This is a genomic window from Amycolatopsis sp. NPDC114505 (assembly GCF_055633615.1).
In genome coordinates this window covers 2,750,719-2,775,168 of record NZ_JBVKDV010000001.1, presented here as the reverse complement: position 1 = coordinate 2,775,168, position 24,450 = coordinate 2,750,719, and the positions used below count along the sequence as shown (strand labels likewise).

Below are 24,450 nucleotides of genomic sequence, written 5' to 3'. Positions count from 1 at the left end.
CGTGTACGTTCCTTGGCTCGTCGATGCCGCCCGCAGCACCGGGTATCCCGTTGTCGAAGTCCCCGGGTGGCAGACCCGCGGCCACGGCGGCATGCGCGTCGTCGAAGGTGTTGTCGGGCACCACACCGCCACCGCCGACTCCGCGCCCGGGGACTACCCCTCGCTCGACATCGTCACGCACGGCCGCGCCGATCTCGCCGGACCGTTGTGCAACCTCGGCCTCGGCCGGAGCGGCACCATCTACGTCGTCGCCGCCGGGTGTGCCTACCACGCCGGTGCGTCGCGGTGGCTCGGGTTCCTCGATGTGAACGACGAGTTCCTCGGCATCGAAGCGGAGTCCACGGGCGCCGGTGGCTGGACGGCCGCGCAGCTCGACGCCTACCCGAAGCTCGTCGCCGCGCTGCTGCGGTACATGAACCGCGGTGTCGAACGCTATGCCGGGCACAAGGACGTCTGCGTTCCCGTCGGCCGCAAGATCGACCCCGTCGGCATCGACAGTGCCTGGCTGCGCGAACGTGCGGCCAACCCCACCAGCACCGGGCCCGTCGGCGTCGAGATCCTGGAGCGCATCACCGTCACGCCGCCGGACGCGGGCGAGCACAGCGTCCGCGTCTACCTGTCCGGCAGTCCCGGCGGGGCGATCGTGGTCCGGCCGCGGCTGGGCGGCGACGGCTCCGCGCGGCCGATGTGGGTGTCGAACATCTTCGCGTGGGGCTCGGATCGCGCGGGCGTCGGCCACAACCCCGCGCAGAACCCCGGCCACGACCCGAAGCTGACGTCTCACCGGCGCTACGAAGTGCCCGGCGCGGTCTGGGCGGACGTCAGCTACAGCGCGGCCGAGCCGTTCGAGATCGACCTAGTCGGCTGACGCCTGGTCGTCGAGGAACTCGTCCAGGTAGCGCCACGTCGTGCCGCGTGCCTTGCGGCCCGTCAGGACGCCGAGGTGGCCGCCCGGCGCCGTCTTGAAGCGGACCTCCGGGGCCTTGTCCAGCAGTTCCACCACCCGCTCCACCGACGGCCGCGGCGCGATCGTGTCGTTCTCGCCCGCCACCACCAGCGTCGGGACCCGGACCGAGGACAGCGAGATGATGCGCCCGTTGAGGTCCACCTTGCCCTCCGCCAGGTCGTTCGTGCGGAACAAGCGGTGGTACAGCTGGCCGAACGTGCGGCCCGGGTAGGCGTACATGTTGCCCATGAAGTGGTCGACCGCCTCGATCTGCGCGAGGTAGTCGCGGTCGTCGAGGTGCGAAAGGATCGCGATCGGCTTCGTGATCTCCTTGCTGATGCCCGTCGCGCGGAACACCCGACTGACCAAATAGGACGGTGCGCCGCCGAACGCGCGGTAGATCGGGGTCAGCAGGTGGCCGTTCGTCAGGTCCACCAGCGGGCGGAACGGCGCGATGATCGGGATCGCCGTGAAGTCCACCGGGGAGCCGATCGCCGTGATCGACGCGATCGGCAGGTCCGGCTGGTCCGCGTTCACCAGCAACGAGAAGATCCCGCCCAGCGACCACGACACCAGGTGCACGGCCTGGCCACCGTTGTCGGCGCTCACCTTGCGGATCGCGCGCGGCAGGACCTCGTCGATCCAGTGCTCGATGCCCAGGCGGCGGTCCGAGAAGGCGACCATGCCGTAGTCGACGAGGTACGCGTTGCGACCGCCCTCGACCAGGTGCTCGATGAGGCTGCAGCCGCGGCGCAGGTCGAAGCAGATCGCCGGCGCGGCCAGCGGCGGCACCAGCAGGATCGGTGGCCCGGACACCGGACGGCTGCTGTGCGTCATCCGGTACACCGAGCGGTTGGGCCCCTGGTCGATCAGCACCCGCGGCATCGGGCGCAGGTCGGCGACACCGCCGTGCAGCACCTTGCCGACCACGTTCGACGCCGCCGCGGCCAGCCGTGCGGGCGGTGAAACCATTTCGAAAGCCTCCTGCGACGTCCCCCGGGCACTTCCGGCCAATCTTGCCCGGTCAGGCCGGTGGACTCAACAGCGGCCACGTCCAAATCGGACAGTGACTAGGCCGTCCGAGTTACTCCGTGCCCGCCCCGGGTGCGCTTTCGGCGGCGCGCGCCTCGTAGTCCGCGCGGGCCGGGGAATGGGCCGCTGAAGCCAAAAGCTGGTCCGCTTTCAACGCGCGGGCGAGCACTTCGCCGGCCCGCCGGGGCAGCAGCCGGGTGAGCTTGCCCATAGTGCCCACCGAGCGGGGCACGAAGACCTCGAGCCGGGGCTTGCGCAGCGTGGACACGATGGCGTCGGCCACGTCCTCCGGCCGTGACGACTTGAAGAACTTCGCCTCGCCGAGTCCGCTCGCGAGCTCCGTCCGGACGATCGCCGGCATCACGCACGAGACGTGCACCCCGGATCCGTGCAGCTCCAGGTGCACCGCTTCGGACAATCCGACGACGGCGTGCTTGGTCGCGCAGTACGTCGCCGCACCCGGGAAACCCGCCTTGCCCGCGAACGACGCGACGTTCACGATGTGCCCGGACCGTCGCGGCCGCATCCGCTTCATCGCTTCGCGGGTGCCGTGGATGACGGCGTGCAGATTGGTCTCCAGCTGACGCCGGGTCGTCGCGTCGCTCTCGTCCTCGAGGCGGGCCAGCGGCATGATCCCGGCGTTGTTGATCAGGACGTCGATCCGGCCGTGGCGGCGCTCGACCTCGTCGAGGAACTCGGTGAAGCCGCGGATGTCGGTGACGTCCAGCGGCAGCGCTTCCGCGTCCAGCTCGCCGGCCGTTTTCTCGGCCCGGACCTGGTCGAGGTCGCCGATCACCACCCGCGCGCCCAGCCGGGACAGCGCCGACGCGGTCGCCGCGCCGATCCCCTGCCCGCCGCCGGTGATGACGACGACCTTGCCCGCGAGCTCCTCGGCCATGGCGACTCCTTCGTCTGTTGGCAACCCGTCAACAGTGTCACCCCTGGTCCGCGATCGCGCTACCCCACGCGTTGCTCCAGGACCTGCCCGACCCACTCCTCGACGTGGAACTGCACGGTCGGCTTGAAGCCCTGGCTCTCGTAGTAACGCTGCAAGGCACCGTCGCCGCCGGCCCAGCAGTCGACGCGCACGAGGTCGATGCCGCGCCGCCGCGCCTCGTCGAGCGCGTATTCGACGAGGCGCCCGCCGACGCGCCGCCCGGTGAACCGCCGCGACGTGATCAGCAGCCGGACGTACAGTTCACGCTCGTTAACCGGCGGCACGTGCGGGTCGTGCTCCTCGGAGACGATCAGCGCGCCGGCCGCCTCGCCGTCGACCATCGCGATGCGCAGGCCCGGGTCCGCGGCCATCACCTTGACGCGCTCGACGCGCTTCGGGACGCGGGTCCACGGCTCGGTCCCCCACTGCTTAGAACTGCCGCGCGCGACGAGCCATTCGACGGCCTCGTCGAAGAAGCGCAGCAGTGTGTCAGCATCCCCAGAGTCACCCGATCGGATGACGATGTTGTCCATTCCCCTTGTCTACCGCACGGTGAGCACACGCGGGCCGTCTTCGGTGATGGCGATGGTGTGTTCGACGTGCGCGGCGCGGCTGCCGTCGGTGGTGAGCAGCGACCAGCCGTCCTCGGCGCACCGGTAGGCGTCGCCGCCGCGGGTGAGCATCGGCTCGATCGCCAGCGCGAGACCGGGCTTGAGCCGCATCCCGCGGCCCGCGCGGCCTTCGTTCGCCAGGTGCGGGTCCTCGTGCATCCGCCGGCCGATCCCGTGGCCGCCGTGGTCCTCGAGCATGCCGTGGCCCGACGCGCGCCCGGCGGTGCCGATCGCGTGGGAGATGTCGCCGAGCTTCGCGCCCGGCTGGGCCGCGGCGATCCCGGCGGCCAGGGCGCGCTCGGTCGCTTCGATCAGCGCGAGGTCGAGTGGGTCGGCGTCGCCGACGACGAAGCTGATCGCGGCGTCGCCGTTCCAGCCGTCGAGGATGGCGCCGCAGTCGATGCTGACCAGGTCGCCGTCCTGGATGCGGTACGCCGTCGGGATGCCGTGCACGACGACGTCGTTGACGCTGGCGCAGATGACCCCGGGATAGGGCGTCGGCGCGGACCACGGCTGGTAGTGCAGGAACGACGGCTTGGCCCCGGCTCCGCCGATCACCTGCGCGGCGACCTCGTCGAGCTCGCGCAGGGAGACGCCGATCGCGGCGGTCTCCTTCACCGCGTCCAGCGCCTGGGCGACCACTCGCCCGGCTTCGCGCATTGCCGCCAGCTCGGTCGCGGATTTGATCTCGACCATGACGATAACTATACCGGTATAGATATCGGCGTCCAGCAGGTGCAGCGGCCCTTCGGCACCCGGGGTCGGCATCGCGTTCAGCCTGCGGCTCCGTTCGAGCCATCCGAAGTTAAAACTGCGCTGATTGACTTGCAGGGTTCACAACCTCTCTCGCGACGAGGACAAATTGACCCAGTCAGTGCCCCCCGGCGGCGACCCGCTGGCCGCGTTCACCGTCGAACTCGAGGAAATCCAGGCGAAAGCCGCGGCGGCGCAAGAACAGCTGCGCACCGCCGTCGCCTCGGTGCAGTCGCCGGACGGGGCGGTCTCGGTGACCGTCGGCCCGAGCGGCGTCCTGCAGGAGCTCCGGTTCGGCCCGCGCGCGTACGAACGGCCCCCGCAAGCGTTGTCCGGCCTGGTGATGCAGTTGATCGGCCGGGCCCAGCAGAAGGTCTCGGCCCAGGTCGCCGACGCGTTCAGCGGCATGGTCGGCGAGGACTCGGCCGCCCGCGAACTGCTGGACGAGTTCCTGCCGGCACCCGAAGCGGAAACGCCCACGGACAAGAGCGACGTGTTCATGCCGGAGCAGGAGGCCGACGACCGGCCCCCGCCGCCCGCGCACCGCCCGCCACCGAACCCGCAGCCGCCTCAGCCACCCCCGCCCCGTCGTCGTCCCCGGCCCGCGCCGGACGAGGACGACGGCGACAGCAACCCCTGGTAGTACGGAGGAGAACCGGTGGTTTCCGGAGAAGGTTTCACGGTCGACCCGGCCGAGCTGCAGAAGTTCAGCCAGTTCCTGTCCGGCACCACGCAACCGGCGGTGCAGGACGCCGCGAACCGGATGCAGGCGGCGAACGGGTTCGACAACGCCGCGTTCGGCATCCTGCTCGCGCAGGTGCTCGCCGTGCCCTCGCGGATCACGATGGGCGTGATCACCGGGGAGATCACCAAGCTCGTCGGTGACATCGGCAAGTCCGCCGACGACCTCAAGAAGGCCGCCGAGACGTACGCGACCCACGACTCGAACACCGCCCAGGGTTTGAGCACTTTCGAGACGGAGCTGGGCAAGTGACCGTTCCCATCACGGCATCGAACTCCACGACCGGCGCCGGCGTCTTCGACAGCTGGAAGCAGGTCGGCGACTCGATCGGCAAGGTCCAGACCGAGCACGGCGGCGACCTCGCGGCCGTCAGCGTCGAGCTCGGCATCAACGTCATCAGCGCCGTGCTCGACACCGTCGCGTTCGCCATGGACCCCCTCGCGAAGCTGATCGCGGCGGGCCTGGGCTGGCTGATCGAGCACGTCTCGTTCCTGAAGTGGCCACTGGACCAGGTCGCGGGCAACCCCGCGGAGGTCACGAAGGTCGCCAACGAGCTGCACAAGATCGGCGAGTCGCTGCGCAACACCGGCACGTCGCTGGACGACACGCTCAAGGCGACGATCACCCAGTGGCAGGGCAAGGGCTACGACAGCTTCCTCAAGTCGATCAACGACCGGAAGGGCTGGATCGACGCGAACGCCAAGGCGGCCGACGTCGCCGGCTACATGGTCGAGACCACCGGCGCCCTGATCGGCGCGGTCCGCTCGCTGCTGCGCGACATCATCACGACGATCCTCGGCGACATCATTTCGACGATGCTGATCGCGCTCGCGCTGGCCATCCCCACCTTCGGCGCGTCGATCGCCGTCGGCGTGACCAAGTGCGTCGCGACCGTCTCGGTGCAGGTCGCGGCGATGATGGCGAAGCTCGCCAAGGTCGTCTCCTACGCCGGCCGCACGCTGGCCCGGCTCACCGGGCTGTCGAAGCTGGTCAAGGGGAAGCCGGGCTCCTCCTCGAGCGCGGGGCACGAGATGACGCCGATGCCGCCGCCGGGTACCGCGGTCACCCACAACGGCCCGCCCACGACCGGCGGCGCCACGCCCAGCACGCGTCCTCCGGGCGACGGCACGACCCCCAACTTCTCGCGGCCGCTGCCACCACCGGGGACGGCGGTCACCCACGACGGCCCGCCGACGACCGGGGGCGCGACGCCCAGCGCCCACCCCGGCGACGGCACCACGCCGAACTTCTCGCGGCCGCTGCCGAAGCCGCCGGAGCCGCCCAAGCCGACGCCGCCGAAGTCGCACCTGAGCGACCACGACGTCTCGACGATCAAGAAGCACGAAGACTGGCTGAAGACGAAGTTCGGTGACAGCTACAAGAAGATGAAGTTCGTCGACGACTGGCTGAAGGCCAAGGCCCCGGACTACTACCCGATGCTGAAGTCGCTGTCCGACGCCAAGAGCTCGAAGAACTTCGTGGGCTGGGCGGGCAAGGACATCGTGCAGGTCGACCGCGGCCTCACCGACATCCAGATGCAGGCGGAGGCCGCCTGGGCCGAAGAGGACAAGAAGCAGCAACAGCCGCAGTAGCCGAAAGGGGCACCTCCCGCGGGAGGTGCCCCTTTCGCGACGTCAGGCGACTTGCGACGTCAGGCCACGCCGAGGTGGCGCGAGATCAGCATCTTCTGGACCTCGCTCGTGCCCTCGCCGATCTCCAGGATCTTGGCGTCGCGGTAGAAGCGGCTCACCGGGTACTCGTTCATGAAGCCGTAGCCGCCGAAGATCTGCGTCGCGTCGCGCGCGTTGTCCATGGCCGCGTTGGACGCCACCAGCTTCGCGATCGACGCCTCCTTCTTGAACGGCTCGCCGCGCAGCATCTTCGACGCCGCCTGGTAGTACGCCAGGCGCGCGGTGTGCGTGCGGACTTCCATGTCGGCGATCTTGAACTGGATCGCCTGGTACTCCCCGATCCGCTTGCCGAACGCGACGCGGTCCTTCACGTACTGCAGGCACTCGTCGACGCAGCCCTGCGCCAGACCCACCGACAGGGCGGCGATCGCGACGCGACCTTCGTCCAAAATGGACAGGAACTGGGCGTACCCGCGGCCGCGGGTGCCGACCAGGTTCTCCGCCGGGACGCGGACGTCCGAAAAGGACAGCTCGTGGGTGTCCGAGCAGTTCCAGCCGACCTTGGAGTACTTCGGCGCCACCTCGAAGCCCGGGGTGCCGGACGGGATGAGGATCGCCGAGATCTCCTTGCGGCCGTTCTCCATCACGTCCGTCACGGCCGTGACCGTGACCAGGCGCGTGATGTCCGTGCCCGAGTTCGTGATGAACGCCTTGCTGCCGTTGACGACCCAGTCGTCACCGTCCAAAGTGGCCCGCGTGCGGGTCGCACCCGCGTCCGAGCCGCCGCCCGGCTCGGTCAGGCCGAAGCCGCCCAGCGCCGTGCCCTCGCACAGCGACGGCAGCCACTTCTCCTTCTGGTCCTGCGTCCCGAAGCGGAAGATCGGCATCGCACCGAGCGAAACGCCTGCCTCCAGGGTGATCGCCACCGACGAGTCGACCCGCGCGAGCTCTTCCAAGGCCAGGCACAGCGCGAAGTAGTCGCCGCCCATGCCGCCGAACTCCTCGGGGAACGGCAGGCCGAACAGGCCCATCTCCCCCATCTTGGCGACGATCGCGTACGGGAACTCCTCCTTCTCGTACAGCTCGCCGATGACCGGCGCGACCTCGGCGTGCGCGAAGTCCTCCACGGTCTTGCGGAGGGCCTCGTACTCCTCGTCCAGGCGGAAGTCGATCACTGCTGCTCCTCTTGGGGCTTCACTACGGCAAGGGTTTCGTCCAGCGCGACCTGTTGGCCGGCCCGGACGGGGAGTTCGCTGACCACGCCGTCGATCGGCGCGGTGACCGTGTGCTCCATCTTCATCGCTTCGACGACCAGCAACGGCGTCCCGGCCTTCACGACGTCTCCCGCGGCGACCTTGACGACGAGCACCGTGCCCGGCATCGGGCTGGTGACCGGCCCGGCCCCGGCGGCCTCGCCGCGCGACGACAGGACGAACTCCTGCTCACCGAAGGGAAAGCTCAGACCGTCCCGGGCGAGCCAGACCGTCCGATCCGGACCGCAGGCCTGGCGGTACCGGTCGAACCCACCGGCGTGGCGGATCTCCAGGACGTCACCGTCGCGCCGGGCCGAAACCTCGACGGGCTCGCCGTCGTCGACCTGGACGACGGCGGAAGCGGGCGTGCCCTGCACCCGGACCACGGCCTTGGCCTGGCCGGACTTCAAGCGGAAGGTGACCCCGCCGGACCCGCCCATGCGCCAGCCGTCCGGCACGTCCCACGGGTCCACGACGGACCCCGACGGCTGCAGCTCCAGCAACCGGTCCACGGCGGCCGCGACGAAGAACTCCTCGGGCACGTCCGAAGAGACCAAAGTGGACAGTCGGCGGTCGACCAGCTCGGTGTCCAGACGGCCGGCGCGGACGTCCTCGTCGGCCAGCAGCCCGCGCAGGAACGCCGTGTTGGTGCCGACGCCCAGCAGTGCGGTGTCGGCCAGCGCCATGTCCAGCCGGTGCAGGGCGGACGCGCGGTCCGGGCCCCAGGCGATGACCTTGGCCAGCATCGGGTCGTAGTTCGAGCCGATCACCGCGCCGCGTGTCATCCACGAGTCGACGCGGACGCCGTCGCCGGCCGGCTCGTGCACCGCCAGCACCGTCCCGCCCGTCGGGATGAACCCGCGCGCCGGGTCTTCGGCGTACACGCGCGCCTCGACCGCGTGTCCATTGAGGACGACGTCATCCTGCGCGACGGTCAGGTGTTCCCCCGCGGCCACCCGGACCTGCCACTCGACCAGGTCGAGGCCGGTGACCAGCTCGGTGACGGGGTGCTCGACCTGCAGCCGGGTGTTCATCTCCATGAAGAAGAACTCGTCCGGGTCGTGCGCCGACATGATGAACTCGACCGTGCCCGCGCCGACGTATCCGACCGAGCGCGCGGCCTCGGCCGCCGCGGTGCCCATCTTCGCGCGCGTGGCCTCGTCCAGCAGCACCGACGGCGCTTCCTCGATGATCTTCTGGTGCCGCCGCTGCAGGCTGCACTCGCGCTCGCCGAGGTGGATGACGTTGCCGTGCTGGTCGGCCATGACCTGGATCTCGATGTGCCGCGGCGTCGTGACGAACCGCTCCATCAGCAGGGTGTCATCACCGAAGGAGCCCTTGGCCTCGCGCCGCGCGGACTCGATGGCCGCGTCCAGTTCGGACTCTTCGCGGACCAGCCGCATGCCCTTGCCGCCACCTCCGGCGGACGGCTTGAGCAGCAGCGGGTAGCCGACCTTCGCGGCCGCCTCGGCGAAGCCGCCGGCCGGGATGTCCACATCGGACGCACCGGGCACGACCGGGACGCCCGCCGCGGACACCGTCGCCTTGGCGCGGATCTTGTCGCCCATGGCGTCGATCGCCGCGACCGGCGGGCCGATGAACACCAGCCCGGCCGCCTCGCAGGCCCGCGCGAACTCGGCGTTCTCCGCCAGGAAGCCGTAACCCGGGTGCACGGCCTGCGCGCCCGAAGACACGGCGGCGTCCACGATGGCCGGAATGGAGAGGTAGCTCTTCGCGGCCTCCGCCGGGCCGATCCGGACCGCGGTGTGCGCCTCCCGGACGTGCCGCGCGTCGGCGTCCGCGTCGCTGTACACCGCGACCGCGCGGATGCCGAGCGCCCGCAGCGTGCGGATGACCCGGACGGCGATCTCGCCGCGGTTGGCGACCAACACTGAGTCGAACATCATCACATCCGGAAGACGCCGTAGTTGACATCGGACAGGGGTGCGTTGGCCGCGGTCGAAAGCGCGAGACCGAGCACCGTGCGGGTGTCCGCCGGGTCGATCACGCCGTCGTCCCACAGCCGCGCCGTCGAGTAGTACGGGCTGCCCTGCGCCTCGTACTGCTCGCGGATCGGGTCCTTGAAGGCCTCTTCGTCCTCGGCGGACCATTCGCCGCCGCGGGCCTCGATCGAGTCGCGGCGGACCGTCGAGAGCACCGACGCCGCCTGCTCGCCGCCCATCACGGAGATCCGCGCGTTCGGCCACATCCAGAGGAAGCGCGGCGAGTACGCCCGGCCGCACATCGAGTAGTTGCCGGCGCCGAACGAGCCGCCGATAACGACGGTTAACTTCGGCACGCGCGCGCAGGCCACCGCGGTGACCATCTTCGCGCCGTGCTTCGCGATGCCGCCGGCCTCGTACGCGCGCCCGACCATGAAGCCGGTGATGTTCTGCAGGAACAGCAGCGGGATCGAGCGCTTGTCGCACAGCTCGATGAAGTGCGCGCCCTTCATCGCGGACTCGGCGAACAGCACGCCGTTGTTCGCGACGATGCCCACCGGGTGGCCGTGGATCCGGGCGAAGCCGGTGACCAGCGTGGAGCCGTACTCCTTCTTGAACTCGCCGAAGCGGCTGCCATCGACGATGCGCGCGATCACCTCCCGCACGTCGTAAGGGGTGCGCGGGTCGGTCGGGACGACGCCGTACAGCTCCGCGGGATCGACGGCAGGGGCCTCGGTCGGGAGGACATCCCACGGTCGTGGGGTGCGCGGCCCGAGCGTCGAGACGATCGAGCGGACGATCCGCAGCGCGTGCGCGTCGTCGTCGGCCAGGTGGTCGGTGACGCCGGACTGGCGGGAGTGGACGTCGCCGCCGCCGAGCTCCTCCGCCGTGACGACCTCGCCGGTCGCGGCCTTCACCAGCGGCGGGCCGCCGAGGAAGATCGTGCCCTGGTTCCGGACGATCACGGCCTCGTCGCTCATCGCCGGGACGTACGCGCCACCCGCGGTGCACGAGCCGAGCACCGCGGCGATCTGCGGGATGCCGCGCGCGGACATCGTCGCCTGGTTGTAGAAGATCCGGCCGAAGTGTTCACGATCTGGGAAGACGTCGTCCTGCTTCGGCAGGAACGCGCCGCCGGAGTCCACCAGGTAGACGCACGGCAGGTTGTTGTGCAGCGCGACCTCCTGGGCGCGCAGGTGCTTCTTGACCGTCATCGGGTAGTACGTGCCGCCCTTGACGGTGGCGTCGTTCGCGACGACCACGCATTCGCGGCCGGAGACGCGCCCGATCCCGGTGATGATCCCGGCGGACGGCGCCTCGTCGTCATACAGTCCGTTCGCGGCCAGCGGGGACAGTTCCAGGAACGGCGAACCCGGGTCGAGCAGCGTGTCGACGCGGTCGCGCGGCAGCAGTTTGCCGCGTTCGACGTGCCGGGTGCGCGACTTCTCGGGCCCGCCGAGGCGGGCGCTCGACAAACGTTTGCGGAGGTCCTCGACCAGCTCCGCGTGGGATGTGACGTTGCGGGCGTAGGCCTCGCTGTCCGGGGCAGCCGAAGTCCCCAGTGCCGGCGTGTCCATGGGCTCCCTCGACGTTAGCGGTCGTTAACCTCAGCTCCGATGTTAGCGACCGCTAACGTGAGTGTCCAGTCGCCGGAATGCCATGAAGGCCCCCTACCGGCTTCTCGGGCCGGCCAGGGGGCCTTCACGGGCTTCCGCGGGAGGAAGGTCAGCCGATCGCGCCCCGCAGCGGGGCGTAGTAGCCGCCCGACTGCCCGGCCACGGTCGGGTGGTAGGACTCGATCACCGGCCAGGTCAGGCTGTGCAGGTAGTCGTCGGCCGACGAGCAGATGTTGTGCCCGACGAACGACGGCCGGACGTCGACGAACGTCGCGCCCGCCGACGCCGCCCGGGACTGGATCACCGAGGCGAGGGTGTCCGCGCCGGAGTTGATCGCGGTCCGCTTGGTGTCACTCAGCCCGACCCAGCAGGAGCCGGGGACGGTGTAGAAGCGCGGGTAGGACAGGACGACGAGCTTGGCGCCCGGAGCCTTGACCTTGATCGCGTTGTAGGTGTTCGTCAGCAACGCGGGCAGGGTGTTGTTGACGTAGGTCTTCGCGGTGTTGACGCGGGCGGTGCAGGTCGCGTCGCTGCCAAGGGTGCAGGTCTGGATCACGTCGCTGAAGCCGGCGTCGTTGCCGCCCACGGTGACCGTGACCAGGGTCGCGTTGGAGGGGATGGAGTTGGCCTGGCTGATGACGTCCCCGGTTTTGGCGCCGGAGCAGGCCAGGAAGGTGAAGGACGTGCCGCTGTGGGCGTTGGCCCAGAGCTGGCCGTAGGCGTTGGAACTGCGGTAGCAGCTCCCGGAACTGCCGTAGCTGCCGGCGCCGACTCCCGAGGAGTAGGAATCGCCGAGCGCGGCGTAGACGGTCCCGGCGGCGTGGGCGAGGCCCGTGACGCCGAGAGTGGACAGGACGACGGCCCCGAGAGCCGTGCTCAACCTCAGCAGGAAACGTCGCGACAGACGGATCGGAACCCCCATGGGCCACTCCTTTGTGACAGAACCGACCCCAAAAGCACAGCATGTGGAAGGCCCACGAGGAACCCCTAGTTACCTGTAAGTAACCCACTCGGCCCACGCCGGAAGACGGGAACAGTGTTAGCGCTCGCTAACCTGGGGATTCGTTCGCGTGCCGGACGCCTCCGGGCGAGGCCGGCGCCATCTGATGTTGGCGCTCGCCGGCCTGCTCACGCGGCCCGGAAGCGAGGCCCGCGCCGCTGGGTGTTAGCGCTCGCTAACCTGCGGCCCTAATATGGCCGGATGCCGGTCAACCCCACTCCGCTAGTGAACGGCGAGAAGGCGAACAGACGCGAACAGATCCTGTCCGCGGCCGCCGAGCTGTTCGCCCACCACGGGTTCCACGGTGTCGGGATCGACGACATCGGCGCCGCCGTCGGCATCTCCGGGCCCGCGCTCTACCGGCACTTCCGCAGCAAGGACGCGATCCTCGGCGAGATGCTGAACTCGATCAGCCGCTATCTGCTCGACGGCGGCACGACGTGGGCGGCGAGGCCCGGCTCGCCGGACGACACGCTGGCCGGGCTCGTGGCGTTCCACGTCGGCTTCGCGCTCGCGCACCCGGCGCTGATCACCGTTCAGGAGCGCAACCTCGCGAACCTCACCGACGCCGACCGCAAGCAGGTGCGCGCGCTGCAGCGGCAGTACGTCGAAGTGTGGGTCAGCGCGATCCGCGAAGCCATGCCGGAGCTGGGAGAACGACAGGCTCGGTCGGCGGCACACGCCGTGTTCGGATTGATCAACTCGACCCCGTACAACCGCCATCTCAGTGACGGAGACCTCGCCGAACTGCTCTCCCGGCTCGCGCTGGGTGCGCTCCGCGCGGCCGGATGACCGACCCGGATCAAGGTATCCCCACGATCGGCGTCGCTGGTGTTTGATGGGGCACGTGGATGCGGACTGGAACGAGCAGGAGCTCGTCGAGAAGGCACAGCGCGCACTGACGGCGCTGAGCCTCGGTGACGACGCCGAAGCCCTCGTCGAGGTCGCGCCGACGGCCGCCGAACCGCAGGCCCGCGCGGACGAGACGAAAGCGTTGATGCTGCTGCTGTTCGGCGAATGCAGCGCGATGGTCTCCACCCTCGGCGACGGCGGCAGCGCGCCGGTCAAGGTCCAGGTCTTCGACGAAGACGGCGAAGAGGTCTCGATCGACCAGGCCGACCCGCCGGTGCGGACCGCCGTCCGGACGCTGCTGGCGGAGGTCCACGGCAACACGGAAGCCGCACAGGAGCAGGTCGAGATCGCCCTGGCGAACGCCGCGCCCGACGAGGTGGACAGCCTGGTGCTGCAGGCGTTGCGGTGGACGATCCGGCTGTCGGTCGAGTGCCTGGACCGCGACCTGCCGGTGGCGCCCTGGATCTCGGAAGCCGTCTCCGACTAGGCCGGACGCAGCGAGCGGACGATCGGCGCCAGGTACAGCTCGGCCAGCCGGCGCCGCTGGACGTCGTCGTCGACCGGCAGGACCGTCTCCTGGGTCAGCACCAGCGAAACCACGATCCGGATGAGCAGCTCCGCCATGCCGTCGACGTCCTCGGCCGGCAGGCTGAGCCGGCCCGCCGCGATCTCCGCGTGGAAGTGCGCCGCGATCCGGGTGCGGGCCGCCGCGAACAGGCCGCCCGCCTGGACGGTCAGCTGCGGGAGGATCAGCTCCGGCTCGGTGCGCAGCAGCCGGTTGAGCAGCCGGTGCCCGCGCAGGTACCCCAGGGAGAAGCTCAACCCCTCGATGAGCTTCTCCTCCGGGGTCGCCTGCGCCTCGACGACGGCGTCGACCTTGGTCAGGAACCGCTTCATCTCCCGCAGGACCAGCGCGTTGAGCAGCTGGTCCTTCTTGGGGAAGTAGCGGTAGATCGTCACCCGCGAGAGGCCGACGCGGCGCGCGACGTCGTCGACGGTGAACCGGCGCAGCCCGAAGTCCTCGGCCTGGGTCAGCGCCGCGCCCATGATCCGCTCCGCGGTCTCGTCGCCGGGCAGCTCGGCTTCGAGCGCGTGCTTCAGGAGGTCGCGCATGGCTGCAACCCTAGGCGCCTTTACAACTTGACGGAAAATGTTTCATGCGTTCTAGTGTTACACGACACAGGGAGGTGCGCGTGGGTGATCGCGAAGCCACGGCGGAACGGCTGCTGAAGTCGAGCGCCCGGCTCTCCTACGACCCGGACGTCGACGTCCACTGGGCCGCGCCGCTCAACGAAGACCAGTTCTTCATCCCCGAAAAGCTGGTCTCCCTCTACGGCACTCCACTGTGGGACACGCTGAGCCGCGAACAGCGGATCGAGCTTTCGCGCCAGGAGCTCGTGAACACGGTCAGCGTCGGGATCTGGTTCGAGCTGATCCTCATGCAGATGCTGCTGCGCGCGTCCTACCGCCAGGACCCGACGACCCGTCACGTGCACTACGCGCTGACCGAGGTCGCCGACGAGTGCCGGCACTCCACGATGTTCGCGCGGCTGATCGAGCGCGTCGACGGACGCCCCTACCGCAACAACCGCTGGCTGCAGCTGTCCGCGCAGGCCCTGCCGTCGATCCTCCACGGCCCGGCGATGTGGGTCGCGACGTTGATCGGCGAGGAGATCTTCGACGCGCTGCAGCGCGAGCACCTCGACGACGAGTCGGTGCAGCCGGTCGTCCGCGCGGTGATGCGGATCCACGTCACGGAAGAGGCGCGGCACGTGCGGTACGCGCGCGACGACCTCGTCCGCGAGCTGGCGCACGCGCCTTGGTGGCGCAAGGAGTTCGCGCGGATCGTCGTCGCCGTCGGCGCGCTGCTGATGTCGCGGCTGCTGTCCCGGCCACGGCAGTACCTGCGCGCGGGGATCGACCCCGGCGTCGCGGCCGAAGCCGCGCGGACCAGCGCGCACCGGCGGGAGACGCTGGCCTTCGGGGCCCGGAAGCTCGTCCGGTTCCTGAAGGAGAACGACCTGATCGGCGGCCCGAGCTCGGTGCTCTGGCGCCGCGCCGGAATGCTCTAGGCGGAGGGAAGCCATGGCACTCAAGGATCTGCTCGCCGCCGGCACCGGCCGGCTCGCCGACCGGATCGCCACCGTGGGCGACGAAGCGGGCGACCGCGCGGACGACGTGGCCTGGCGGGTCGCGAAGCTCTCCGACCGCGCCGCGGAACGGCTCGGGGACTACGCCGCCGACGCGTCGCGCCGGGTCGCGGACACCTTGGTACGCCTGGGAGAGCGCGTGACTAGCCCAGAAGCGCCTTCGCCAGGGCGGCGATCTGATCGGTCTCGATGAGGAACGAGTCGTGGCCGTACGGCGAGGAAACCACCGACGGCTCCGACGTCCCCGGGATCCCCGCCGCGATTTCCGCCGACTGGTACAGCGGGTAGAGCCGGTCGCTGTCCACCCCGCCGATCACCGCGCGGGCGGTCACCCGGCCCAAAGCCGCCGCGACGCCACCGCGGTCACGGCCGACGTCGTGGGTGTTCATCGACTCCGTCAGGACCAGGTAGCTGTTCGCGTCGAACCGCCCCGCCAGCTTGCCGGCGTGGTGGTCCAAATAGGACTCGACGGCGAACCGCCCGCCCCGCAACGGGTCCTCGTCACCCTGGTACGCGCGGCCGAACCGCTGGGCCAGCTCCGGCTCGCTGCGGTACGTGACGTGCGCGATCCGCCGCGCGATGCCGAGTCCGGCCCGGGGCCCTTCCGGCGCGGAGTAGTAGTCACCGCCGTGGAAGAACGGGTCGCTGCGGATCGCGTGCAGCTGCGGCGCGGCCCAGGCGATCTGCTCGGCCGACGCCCGCGCCGTCGAGGCCAGCACGAGCACCGACGCCACCCGCGAGGGCAGCGTCACCGCCCACTCCAGCGCGCGCATTCCGCCCATGGACCCGCCGACGACGCCCGCCCAGCGCTCGATGCCCAGGTGGTCGGCCAGAATCGCCTCCGAAGCCACCTGGTCCCGGACCGTCACGACCGGGAACCGGCTGCCCCACGGCGTCCCGTCCGGATCGGGTGACGACGGCCCGGTGGATCCCTGGCAGCCGCCGAGGACGTTCGGGACCACGACGAAGTACTCGTCGGTGTCCAGGGCCTTCCCGGGCCCGATCAGTCCGTCCCACCAGCCCGCGCTGGGATGCCCCGGGACCGGCGGTCCGGCCGCGTGGCTGTCGCCGGTCAGCGCGTGCTCGACGAGGACGGCGTTGGACGCGTCGGAGTTCAGCGTCCCCCACGTCTCGTAAGCGAGCGTTAACGAAGGCAGCACGCCACCGGCCTCCAGCGCGAGCGCGCCGGGGCCGGTGACGAACTTCCGGCGACCCGGCGGATCACCGATCCGCCAGGCGCCGGTGACGGAACCAGCCGTCACAGTTCCGCCTTCGCCGCCCGGAATCCGGCCTCCAGGTCGGCCTTGAGGTCCTCGATCCCTTCCAGCCCGACGGCGATCCGGACCAGGCCCGGCGTCACGCCGCTGGCGAGCTGCTCCTCGGCCGAGAGCTGGCTGTGCGTGGTCGACGCCGGGTGCACGATCAGGCTGCGGACGTCGCCGAGGTTCACCAGCTGGCTGTGCAGCTCGGTGCCGTCGACGAACTTCCGGCCCGCTTCCACGCCGCCGCGCAGGTCGAACGACAGGACCGCGCCCGCGCCGCGCGGCAGGTACTTCTGACCGGCCTCGTAGAAGGGGCTCGACGGCAGGCCGGCGTAGTACACCTTCTCGACCTCGTCACGCTGCTCGAGCCACTCTGCGAGCGCCTGCGCGTTCTGCACGTGCCGCTCGATGCGCAGCGACAGCGTCTCGATGCCCTGCAGGATCAGGAAGCTGTTCAGCGGGGCGATCGCCGCGCCGGTGTCGCGCAGGAGCTGGACGCGCGCCTTCGCCGCGAACGCGCCGGGGCCGAGCGCCTCCCAGTACTTCAGGCCGTGGTAGCTCGGGTCGGGCTCGGTGAAGCCCGGGAACTTCGCCGGGGCCTTGCCGAAATCGAACGTGCCGCCGTCGACCAGGACGCCGGCGATCGTCGTGCCGTGACCGCCGAGGTACTTGGTGGCGGAGTGGATCACGACGTCGGCGCCGTGCTCGATCGGACGTACGAGGTACGGCGTCGGGATGGTGTTGTCGACCAGCAGCGGGACGCCGGCCTCGTGCGCGACGTCGGCGACGGCGCGGATGTCGAGGACGTTGCTGCCCGGGTTGGCGAGCGTCTCGGCGAAGAAGAACTTCGTGTTCGGCCGGACGGCGGCGCGCCACTGCTCGAGGTCGTCCTGGTCGTCGATGAACGTGACCTCGATGCCGAGCTTCGGCAGCGTGTAGTGGAAGAGGTTGTAGGTGCCGCCGTAGAGCGACTGGCTGGACACGAAGTGGTCGCCCGCGCCCACGAGGTTGAGGATCGCCGCCGTGGTCGCGGCCGAGCCGGACGCGAACGCCAGCGCCGCGACGCCCCCTTCGAGCGACGCGACGCGCTGCTCCAGCACGTCCTGCGTCGGGTTCATGATCCGCGTGTAGATGTTGCCGGGCTCGGCGAGGCTGAACAGGTCGGCGCCGTGCTGGCTGTCGCGGAAGACGTACGACGTCGTCTGGTAGATCGGCGTCGCCCGCGCGCCGGTGGCCGGATCCGGCGCGGCGCCCGCGTGGATCTGCCTGGTCTCGAAGGACCACGCCGAGGTGTCGTCCGCGCTCATCGGTTTCTCCTTGCGGCTCAAGGGGTTCGTTCAGCCTGACGCTACTTCGGCCGAACGGAGTACCCAACCGTTCCCACGTCCTGGGAGCCTACGCCGCTTGCGCTCCAGATCTCTCTCTTACTAAGATACTTTTACAAAGAGATTCACGGACTGGGAGGAAATCATGACGGAGCGGGTTCAGGTGCTGGTCGTGGGGGCCGGGCTGGGCGGACTGTCGGCGTCGCTGTTCCTGGCGAGGGAAGGAGTGGACGTCCTGACGGTCGAACGGCACGCCGGAACGTCGGTCCACTCACGAGCCGCCGGGCAGAACTGGCGCACGATGGAGCTGTTCCACTGGGCAGGAATCGACCGTGAGGTGCTGGCGGTGAGCCCGCGGGCGTCGCAGGGGCTGCGGATCACCGTCGCGACCAGCCTGGCCGGCCGCGTCCTGCACCGGCTCATGGAGGACGGCAGCGAGTTCGACATCTCGGCCTCGACGACGATGCCCGCCGGGATGGCCGGGCAGGACGTCGTCGAGCCGATCCTGCTGGCCCACGCCGAGAAGGCCGGGGCGCGCGTCCGGTTCCGCACCGAACTGGTCGGACTGACCCAGGACGACGACGGCGTGACCGCGACCCTGCGGCACCGCGACTCGGGCGAGGAGACGGAGGTGCGCGCGGACTACGTCGTCGCCGCCGACGGCGGGCGCAGCGGCATCCGCGCCCGGCTGGGCATCGGGACCACGGGGATGGACGCGCTGAGCCACTGCCTCGGCGTCGTGTTCGACGCCGACCTCGGCGACCGCGTCCAGCCCGGCGTGACCGATCTCTTCTACCTGCAGCACCCGGACTTCACCGCCGGGCTGGTCAACACCGACGTGCCGAACCGGTACGTCTTCGCGCCGGACTACTTCCCTTCGCGCGGCGAAAGCCCGGCGGACTTCCCCCACGACCGGCTGGTCTCGATGATCCGCGCGGCCACCGACCTGCCGGACCTGGAGCCGGAGATCGTCTGGACGGGGTCATGGGAGATCGCCGCGCGGCTGGCCGACCGGTTCCGCGAGGGCCGGGTCTTCCTGGCCGGCGACGCGGCGAAGGTGACCCCGCCGACCGGCGGCCAGGGCGGCAACACGGCGGTCGGCGACGCCGCGGACATCGCGTGGAAGCTCGCCGCGGTGCTGCGCGGCGAGGCGGGCCCGGCGCTGCTCGACACCTACGAAGCCGAGCGGCGGCCGATCGCGCGGATGATCATCGACACCTCGCTGCACAACATGAAGCAGCGGATGCACCCCGATCTCGACGTCTCGGGGATCACCGAGCCGGAGGACATGCTGAACGCCATCCTCGGGTTCCGCTACCGCTCGTCCGCGGTGCTCTCGGAGGAGCCGGACGACGGCGCGCGGGTCGAGGACATCCACGCGCCGACCGGCCGTCCCGGCTTCCGGGCGCCGGGCCTCGCGTCCACTGTGGACCTGCTGGGGCACTCGTGGGTGCTGCTCTGCGCGGGTGACGGGTCGCGCTGGGAACCCGCGGCTTCCGAGGCGGGCATCGACTGCCACACGCTCGACGACATCGCCCCGCAGTACGGCCTTTCGCGGGGCGGCGCGTCGCTCGTGCGTCCGGACGGCATCGTGGCGTGGCGCGCGAAGGAGCCGGTCGACGACCCGGCGAGCGAGCTGCGGCGGGTGCTGGACGCGGTGCTGTCGCGCTAGCGGCGGCCGAGCACCCAGTGGAAGGTCGCCGCCCCTTCCGGCTCGTGCATGGTCACCGGCTCGTCGACGACCAGCGTGAAACCGGCGGCTTCGAGGAGCCGCCGGTTCTCCGCCGGGGCGTGGCTGCTGAAGAACATGGGCGTGCCGAGCCAGTCGTCCTCGACGCCGTTCGCTTCGCTGCAGCCCAGTGCGGCCAGGAACCAGCCGCCGGGCCGCAGCCAGCGCGCGATCCGGGCGAAGAGCGCGCCCTGTTCTTCACGCGGGACGTGCAGCACCGAGTAGAACGCCGTCACGGCGTCGAAACTGCCGTCCGGAAAGGACACCGCGGCCATGTCCGCCTTCTCGAACCGCGCCCCGGGGACCTTGCGCCGCGCGAGGTCGAGCTGCGCCGCGGAGACGTCGACGCCGAGGACGTCGTGCCGCTCGGCGAGCACCGCCGTGCAGGGGACGCCCGCGCCGCAGCCGAGGTCGAGCACCTCGGCGCCGTCGGCGAGCCGGTCGGTCAGCTCGGCCAGGAAGCGCAGCCGCGGGTCGTCGGCGATCCGCGTGCTCCACTCGAGGTACCGCTCCGCCGAGTTGTCGTAGCCGGATTCGACGATCCGCCGCGCGTCGCTCACCCATCCGACCCTACCGAGCCGTCCACCGGTTTCTCGGCCAGAATGACCACGTGGTCTCGGTGCGCAGCGTGGTCGACCGGGTGGGGCCGACGCTGCTCCACGCGCTCCAGGTGCCCGACGACTCGCCCGCCGTCGCCGACGTCGTCATCGCCGAACCCGGCGGGACCGTCGCCGCCGGGGATCTCGTGCTCGGCGTCGCCACCTCCGGGGCCGACGACGCCGCCGAGCTGGTGAAACGGAGTGCCGAACAGGGCGCCGCCGCCGTCCTGCTGAAACCGCCCGTGGCCGCCGCGGTCAAGCGCGCCGCGAAGGCCAGCGGGGTCGCGCTCGTCCAGGTGCACGCCGCGACGTCGTGGGCCCAGCTCGTGTGGCTGCTGCGGACCGTCCTCGACGCGCTCGCGGACGAGTCCGAGGACCTCGACCCCGGCTCCGGCGACCTCTTCCGGCTGGCCGACGCCGTCGCCTCCGTCGTGAACGCCCCGGTGACCATCGAAGACACCAACTCGCGCGTGCTCGCCTACTCCGCGCGCCAGGACCTGACCGACCCCGCGCGCGTCGCCACGATCATGGGCCGCCGCATCCCCGACGACGTCCTCGCGCGGTTCCGCTCGCGCGGGGTCTTCCGCGAGCTGTCGCGCGGCCGGCAGACGATCTTCGTCCCGGCCCAGCGCGACGGCACGCTGCCGCGGCTGATCGTGCCGATCCGGATGGGCGGCGAGCTGCTCGGGTCGATGTGGGCGGTCGTCGCCGGGCCGGTGTCCGACGAGCGCGCGGCCGCCTTCGCCGACGCCGCCCCGGTCGTCGCGCTGCACCTGCTGCGCCGTCGCGCGCACACCGACGCGCAACGCCGGGCGTCGGCCGAGCTGCTGCGCGGGGTGCTCGAAGGCCGGGCGAACCCGCGCAAGGCGATGGCCGAGCTGGACCTGTCCGACGAGCCGCACCGCGTGGTCGTCATCGAGGTCACCGGCGGCGACGGCCGCGACGCCGAGGGCCTGCGGCTCGCCCTGCTCGAGCGGATCTCCCAGGGCATCGGACGCCGTCCGGTGGCGACCGAGCTGGGCGGGCTGCTCTACGCCGTGGTCCCGGACCGGCCGGGCCCCGGCGGCTGGGCGGAGCTCCGGGACGCTCTCGTCGTGACGGGACCGTCTCGTCGCAGCGGTGCTCCGCGCGCCGCGGCAGGCGCACCCGGCGAGATCGGTGACCTCTCGGCGTCCCGCCTCCAGGCCGACGAAGCCCTCGGCCTGCTGCGCGCGGAGATCCTCGACGAGCGCGTGATCACCTTCGACGAAGCCTGGACGGCGTTGACGCTGCACCGCGGCGCGACGGCGGCGGCCGGGGCGAAGGTCGCGGAGCTCGGCCCGCTGGGGCTCCTGCGCGCGCACGACGAGACGGGCAAGGCCGGCTACGTCGAGACACTCTACGAGTGGCTGCGGCATCCCGGCGACCCGCGCGCGGCGGCGCGCGAGCTGCGGATCCACCCGAACACCCTGCGGTACCGGATGCGCAAGCTCCTGGAACTGGTGCCGCTGGACCTCGACGACCCCGACGTCCGGCTGGCCCTCATCACCCAGCTGGTCGCGCTGCGCTGGAGCTGACTGCGCCGTTCGGCCCATTCCACGACCTATGCGTTACTCTGCATGGATCGCGCCGATCGTTCCGATTGTCTTTTCCAGCCGAAAGATGGTGGATTCCGGTGATCGCCTGACGCACCTTCTTCGCAGCACCCGGGGTAGCCGGGTCGTCGCAGAGGAGTGTCCATGAGCAGTTCCGAGCGGGTTCGCAGGGCCGTCAAGCTGGGTGCGGTGTCCGCACTCTCCCTGGTCGCGCTGGTCGTCCCGGGCACCACCGCCGGGAGCGCCGTCGCGGCGCCGGCCGGCGACTGCTTCACCCCCGCGCACGCGGCCGACCGCGGCAAGGACGGCCACACCGACAACCTGTCGCCCGCCGAAGCGGCCCGCATGGACGCGGACCTGCAGAGCAAGCTCGCCGGCAAGCGCACGACGCTGAAGGCGCCGGCGGCGGTGTCGATCCCGGTCTACTTCCACGTGATCACCAGCGGCTCGACCGGCAACCTGCCGGCGTCGGCCATCACCAAGCAGATCTCCGTGCTCAACAGCGCGTACGCCTCCAGCGGCTTCAGCTTCACGCTGACGAGCACCGACTACACGAACAACTCCACCTGGTACAACGGAATCACCGACGGCACGTCGGCCGAGCGGAACATGAAGAACGCGCTGCGCAAGGGCGGCAAGAACGCGCTCAACATCTACACCGCCAACCTCGGCGACGACCTGCTCGGCTGGGCGACGTTCCCCTCGAACTACAGCTCGCAGCCGAAGCTGGACGGCGTGGTGATCCTCGACGAGTCCCTCCCGGGCCGATCGGCGACGAACTACAACGAGGGCGACACGGCCACCCACGAGGTCGGCCACTGGATGGGGCTATACCACACGTTCCAGGGCGGCTGCTCCGGTTCGGGCGACTACGTCTCGGACACCCCGGCCGAAGCGACGGCGACGTCCGGCTGCCCGGCGAGCAAGAACACCTGCTCGGCGGCGGGCAACGACCCGATCCACAACTTCATGGACTACAGCTACGACAGCTGCATGTACGAGTTCACCGCGGGCCAGGCCACGCGGATGAACAGCTCCTGGTCGGCCTACCGCGCCTGACCTCTTCCGTGAAGGGCACCCCCGAGGCGTTCGGGGGTGCCCTTCACAGCACTCGGTAGCTGAGGTCCTTCGCGACCAGCCGCGACGGCCGCAAGCGCACCCACACCGTGTCGGCGTTGTCGTGCAGGTACGCGCGGAACCTCGGATCCCAGCGCGCTTCGTCGGAACCGAGGTAGCGGACGAGCTTCCGGCGACCACGCGCGACGTCGAACGGACGCACCTGCGCGTCGCCGCTCGCGATGACCTGCCGGACCACGCCGGTGTCCAGCTCGCAGATGTCCACGGTGAGCGCGATCGCCGGTCGTACGCGAACCCGCGACGGCAGGTGTGACCACGGGCCGCTGAGGATCCAGAACGCGCCGTCCTCCCAGAGGTACCACGTCGGCCGCACGGTCGGTCCGTCCGTGGCCACCCGGGCCGTCAGCGGCCGGGCCAGGAACTCGTCGATGTCGATCATGCGACCAGGAGCGTCTTTCCCACCGTGGTCCGGGACTCCATCGCCGCGTGGGCGTCCGCGGCCTTCTCCAGCGGGAAGCGCCGGCCGATCACCGGCACCAGGCGGCCGGCCGCGGCTTCGGACAACGCCGACTCCGTGAACGCCCGCAGCTCCGCCGGACTACCGATCGACCGGACCAGGGAGACTCCGCGCGCCGCGGCTGCCTCCTCCGACACTTCCGCCCACGAGCCGCCCGCGAGGCCGTACATCGCCATCCGCCCGCCCGGACGCAGCAGCCCGAACGCCGCCGTGCCGATCGCCCCGCCCACGCCGTCGAAGACGACGTCGACCTCGCCGGCCGAAGACGTCCAGTCCGGGGCCAGGTAGTCGACGACGTCGTCCGCCCCCAGGATGTGGGCCACCTTCGCCGGCCCGCCCGCCGCGCCGACCACCGAAGCTCCCGCCGCCTTCGCCAGCTGCACCAGCAGGCCGCCGACGCCGCCCGCCGCCGCCTCGACCAGGACTCGATCGCCGGGCCGCACCCTGGTCGCATGGACCAGGCCCGTCGCGGTCCGGCCGTCCGCGAGCAGCGCCACCGCCGCGTCGAGCGCCAGTGCGTCCGGCACCGCGAACACCGCCGCCGCGTCCACCGCGACGCGCTGGGCGTACCCGCCGGACCCGCCGGTCGACGTCACCACCCGCTGCCCGGCGAGCCCCGGGTCCGCGCCCGGGCCGACCGCGCTGATGACGCCCCCGACGCCGTTGCCGGGGACGATCGGCAGCGTCGGACGGAACGGTCCCGTCCCGGCGCGCGTCTGCGTCTCGACGAACGTGGTGTTCGCGAACGCGACCTCCACCAGCACCTGCCCGGCCCCGGGGACCGGGTCCGGCGCGTCCCCCGGCTCCAGCGCTTCCGGCCCGCCGAACTCCCGCAACCACACAGCTCTCATGCCTGCACGCTGCAACCTCCAGCGCGGTCGAAGTCAACGTTCTTGTCCGC

General features: G+C 70.8%; 25 protein-coding genes. 11 read left to right on the top strand and 14 right to left on the bottom strand.

Annotated features, from left to right (window positions below; translation table 11 throughout):
- Position 1: 1 nt before the first annotated feature.
- The gene (locus ACZ7OU_RS13815; protein WP_470255255.1) at positions 2 to 868 is read left to right on the top strand and encodes a peptidoglycan recognition protein family protein; all 867 of its coding nucleotides are present in this window, start codon (positions 2 to 4) and stop codon (positions 866 to 868) included.
- On the opposite strand, the gene ACZ7OU_RS13810 is transcribed toward ACZ7OU_RS13815, so the two are convergent.
- From ACZ7OU_RS13810 to map, 4 genes are all read right to left on the bottom strand, one after another.
- On the bottom strand, positions 857 to 1,918 hold the full coding sequence (locus tag ACZ7OU_RS13810) for an alpha/beta fold hydrolase (protein WP_470241583.1): 1,062 nt from the start codon (positions 1,916 to 1,918) through the stop codon (positions 857 to 859). The two genes, ACZ7OU_RS13815 and ACZ7OU_RS13810, sit on opposite strands and share 12 nt — an antisense overlap.
- A gap of 112 nt (positions 1,919 to 2,030) precedes the next feature.
- Positions 2,031 to 2,876, bottom strand: a complete 846-nt coding sequence (locus tag ACZ7OU_RS13805) for an SDR family oxidoreductase (protein WP_470255254.1) — start codon at positions 2,874 to 2,876, stop codon at positions 2,031 to 2,033.
- A 59-nt stretch (positions 2,877 to 2,935) separates the two neighbouring features.
- Positions 2,936 to 3,448, bottom strand: a complete 513-nt coding sequence (locus ACZ7OU_RS13800) for a GNAT family N-acetyltransferase (RefSeq protein ID WP_470241585.1) — start codon at positions 3,446 to 3,448, stop codon at positions 2,936 to 2,938.
- 9 nt (positions 3,449 to 3,457) lie between these two features.
- On the bottom strand, positions 3,458 to 4,222 hold the full coding sequence (map, locus tag ACZ7OU_RS13795; protein WP_470241586.1) for a type I methionyl aminopeptidase: 765 nt from the start codon (positions 4,220 to 4,222) through the stop codon (positions 3,458 to 3,460).
- A gap of 166 nt (positions 4,223 to 4,388) precedes the next feature.
- Between map and ACZ7OU_RS13790 the strand changes: the two genes are divergently transcribed.
- Genes ACZ7OU_RS13790 through ACZ7OU_RS13780 form a run of 3 tightly spaced genes read left to right on the top strand, consistent with a single transcriptional unit; the run spans position 4,389 to position 6,613 of the window.
- Positions 4,389 to 4,922, top strand: a complete 534-nt coding sequence (locus tag ACZ7OU_RS13790; protein WP_470241587.1) for a YbaB/EbfC family nucleoid-associated protein — start codon at positions 4,389 to 4,391, stop codon at positions 4,920 to 4,922.
- A 15-nt stretch (positions 4,923 to 4,937) separates the two neighbouring features.
- The gene (locus ACZ7OU_RS13785) at positions 4,938 to 5,273 is read left to right on the top strand and encodes a hypothetical protein (protein WP_470241588.1); all 336 of its coding nucleotides are present in this window, start codon (positions 4,938 to 4,940) and stop codon (positions 5,271 to 5,273) included.
- Positions 5,270 to 6,613 (top strand): hypothetical protein, encoded by a 1,344-nt coding sequence (locus tag ACZ7OU_RS13780; protein ID WP_470255253.1) that lies wholly within the window; start codon positions 5,270 to 5,272, stop codon positions 6,611 to 6,613. The genes ACZ7OU_RS13785 and ACZ7OU_RS13780 overlap by 4 nt, the downstream gene beginning before the upstream one ends.
- A gap of 59 nt (positions 6,614 to 6,672) precedes the next feature.
- Here the strand turns inward: ACZ7OU_RS13780 and ACZ7OU_RS13775 are convergent, their stop codons facing one another.
- The 4 genes from ACZ7OU_RS13775 to ACZ7OU_RS13760 all read right to left on the bottom strand — a co-directional run bounded on the left by ACZ7OU_RS13775 (position 6,673) and on the right by ACZ7OU_RS13760 (position 12,344).
- Positions 6,673 to 7,827: an acyl-CoA dehydrogenase family protein gene (locus tag ACZ7OU_RS13775; protein ID WP_470255252.1), complete on the bottom strand. Its 1,155-nt coding sequence runs from the start codon at positions 7,825 to 7,827 to the stop codon at positions 6,673 to 6,675.
- Entirely contained in the window at positions 7,824 to 9,809 is a 1,986-nt protein-coding gene (locus tag ACZ7OU_RS13770) for an acetyl-CoA carboxylase biotin carboxylase subunit (RefSeq protein WP_470255251.1), read from the bottom strand. The genes ACZ7OU_RS13775 and ACZ7OU_RS13770 overlap by 4 nt, the downstream gene beginning before the upstream one ends.
- Before the next feature lie 2 nt (positions 9,810 to 9,811).
- Entirely contained in the window at positions 9,812 to 11,425 is a 1,614-nt protein-coding gene (locus tag ACZ7OU_RS13765) for a carboxyl transferase domain-containing protein (RefSeq protein ID WP_470241592.1), read from the bottom strand.
- Positions 11,426 to 11,573: 148 nt separating this feature from the next.
- A complete protein-coding gene (locus tag ACZ7OU_RS13760; protein ID WP_470255926.1) occupies positions 11,574 to 12,344 on the bottom strand; it encodes an SGNH/GDSL hydrolase family protein in 771 nt (256 codons plus the stop codon).
- A gap of 321 nt (positions 12,345 to 12,665) precedes the next feature.
- Here ACZ7OU_RS13760 and ACZ7OU_RS13755 point away from each other — a divergent pair, with 321 nt between their 5' ends.
- On the top strand, positions 12,666 to 13,256 hold the full coding sequence (locus ACZ7OU_RS13755; protein WP_470241593.1) for an SACE_7040 family transcriptional regulator: 591 nt from the start codon (positions 12,666 to 12,668) through the stop codon (positions 13,254 to 13,256).
- Between the two features lie 46 nt (positions 13,257 to 13,302).
- Positions 13,303 to 13,803, top strand: coding sequence for a hypothetical protein (locus tag ACZ7OU_RS13750; protein WP_155541161.1), 501 nt, complete (start codon positions 13,303 to 13,305; stop codon positions 13,801 to 13,803).
- Here the strand turns inward: ACZ7OU_RS13750 and ACZ7OU_RS13745 are convergent.
- Positions 13,800 to 14,429, bottom strand: a complete 630-nt coding sequence (locus ACZ7OU_RS13745) for a TetR/AcrR family transcriptional regulator (protein WP_155541160.1) — start codon at positions 14,427 to 14,429, stop codon at positions 13,800 to 13,802. The genes ACZ7OU_RS13750 and ACZ7OU_RS13745 overlap by 4 nt on opposite strands.
- An 80-nt stretch (positions 14,430 to 14,509) precedes the next feature.
- Between ACZ7OU_RS13745 and ACZ7OU_RS13740 the strand changes: the two genes are divergently transcribed.
- Entirely contained in the window at positions 14,510 to 15,388 is an 879-nt protein-coding gene (locus ACZ7OU_RS13740; RefSeq protein WP_470255250.1) for an AurF N-oxygenase family protein, read from the top strand.
- Positions 15,389 to 15,401: 13 nt separating this feature from the next.
- Entirely contained in the window at positions 15,402 to 15,659 is a 258-nt protein-coding gene (locus ACZ7OU_RS13735; protein WP_470241595.1) for a hypothetical protein, read from the top strand.
- On the opposite strand, the gene metX is transcribed toward ACZ7OU_RS13735, so the two are convergent.
- Positions 15,610 to 16,728, bottom strand: a complete 1,119-nt coding sequence (gene metX, locus ACZ7OU_RS13730; protein ID WP_470255249.1) for a homoserine O-acetyltransferase MetX — start codon at positions 16,726 to 16,728, stop codon at positions 15,610 to 15,612. The two genes, ACZ7OU_RS13735 and metX, sit on opposite strands and share 50 nt — an antisense overlap.
- A complete protein-coding gene (locus ACZ7OU_RS13725) occupies positions 16,725 to 18,035 on the bottom strand; it encodes a bifunctional o-acetylhomoserine/o-acetylserine sulfhydrylase (protein WP_470255248.1) in 1,311 nt (436 codons plus the stop codon). The genes metX and ACZ7OU_RS13725 overlap by 4 nt, the downstream gene beginning before the upstream one ends.
- Positions 18,036 to 18,198: 163 nt before the next feature.
- Here ACZ7OU_RS13725 and rdmE point away from each other — a divergent pair, with 163 nt between their 5' ends.
- Positions 18,199 to 19,725 (top strand): aklavinone 12-hydroxylase RdmE, encoded by a 1,527-nt coding sequence (rdmE, locus tag ACZ7OU_RS13720; RefSeq protein ID WP_470255247.1) that lies wholly within the window; start codon positions 18,199 to 18,201, stop codon positions 19,723 to 19,725.
- Here the strand turns inward: rdmE and ACZ7OU_RS13715 are convergent.
- Positions 19,722 to 20,342, bottom strand: a complete 621-nt coding sequence (locus ACZ7OU_RS13715) for a class I SAM-dependent methyltransferase (RefSeq protein WP_470255246.1) — start codon at positions 20,340 to 20,342, stop codon at positions 19,722 to 19,724. The genes rdmE and ACZ7OU_RS13715 overlap by 4 nt on opposite strands.
- 50 nt (positions 20,343 to 20,392) lie before the next feature.
- Here ACZ7OU_RS13715 and ACZ7OU_RS13710 point away from each other — a divergent pair, with 50 nt between their 5' ends.
- Both ACZ7OU_RS13710 and ACZ7OU_RS13705 read left to right on the top strand, forming a co-directional pair.
- Complete coding sequence (locus tag ACZ7OU_RS13710; protein ID WP_470255245.1) at positions 20,393 to 21,937, top strand: PucR family transcriptional regulator; 1,545 nt, start codon at positions 20,393 to 20,395, stop codon at positions 21,935 to 21,937.
- A 162-nt stretch (positions 21,938 to 22,099) separates the two neighbouring features.
- Positions 22,100 to 23,014, top strand: coding sequence for a zinc metalloprotease (locus ACZ7OU_RS13705; RefSeq protein WP_470241601.1), 915 nt, complete (start codon positions 22,100 to 22,102; stop codon positions 23,012 to 23,014).
- 43 nt (positions 23,015 to 23,057) lie between these two features.
- On the opposite strand, the gene ACZ7OU_RS13700 is transcribed toward ACZ7OU_RS13705, so the two are convergent.
- Positions 23,058 to 23,471, bottom strand: a complete 414-nt coding sequence (locus tag ACZ7OU_RS13700) for a pyridoxamine 5'-phosphate oxidase family protein (protein ID WP_470255244.1) — start codon at positions 23,469 to 23,471, stop codon at positions 23,058 to 23,060.
- Entirely contained in the window at positions 23,468 to 24,400 is a 933-nt protein-coding gene (locus ACZ7OU_RS13695) for a zinc-binding dehydrogenase (RefSeq protein ID WP_470255243.1), read from the bottom strand. The genes ACZ7OU_RS13700 and ACZ7OU_RS13695 overlap by 4 nt, the downstream gene beginning before the upstream one ends.
- Positions 24,401 to 24,450: the final 50 nt, after the last annotated feature.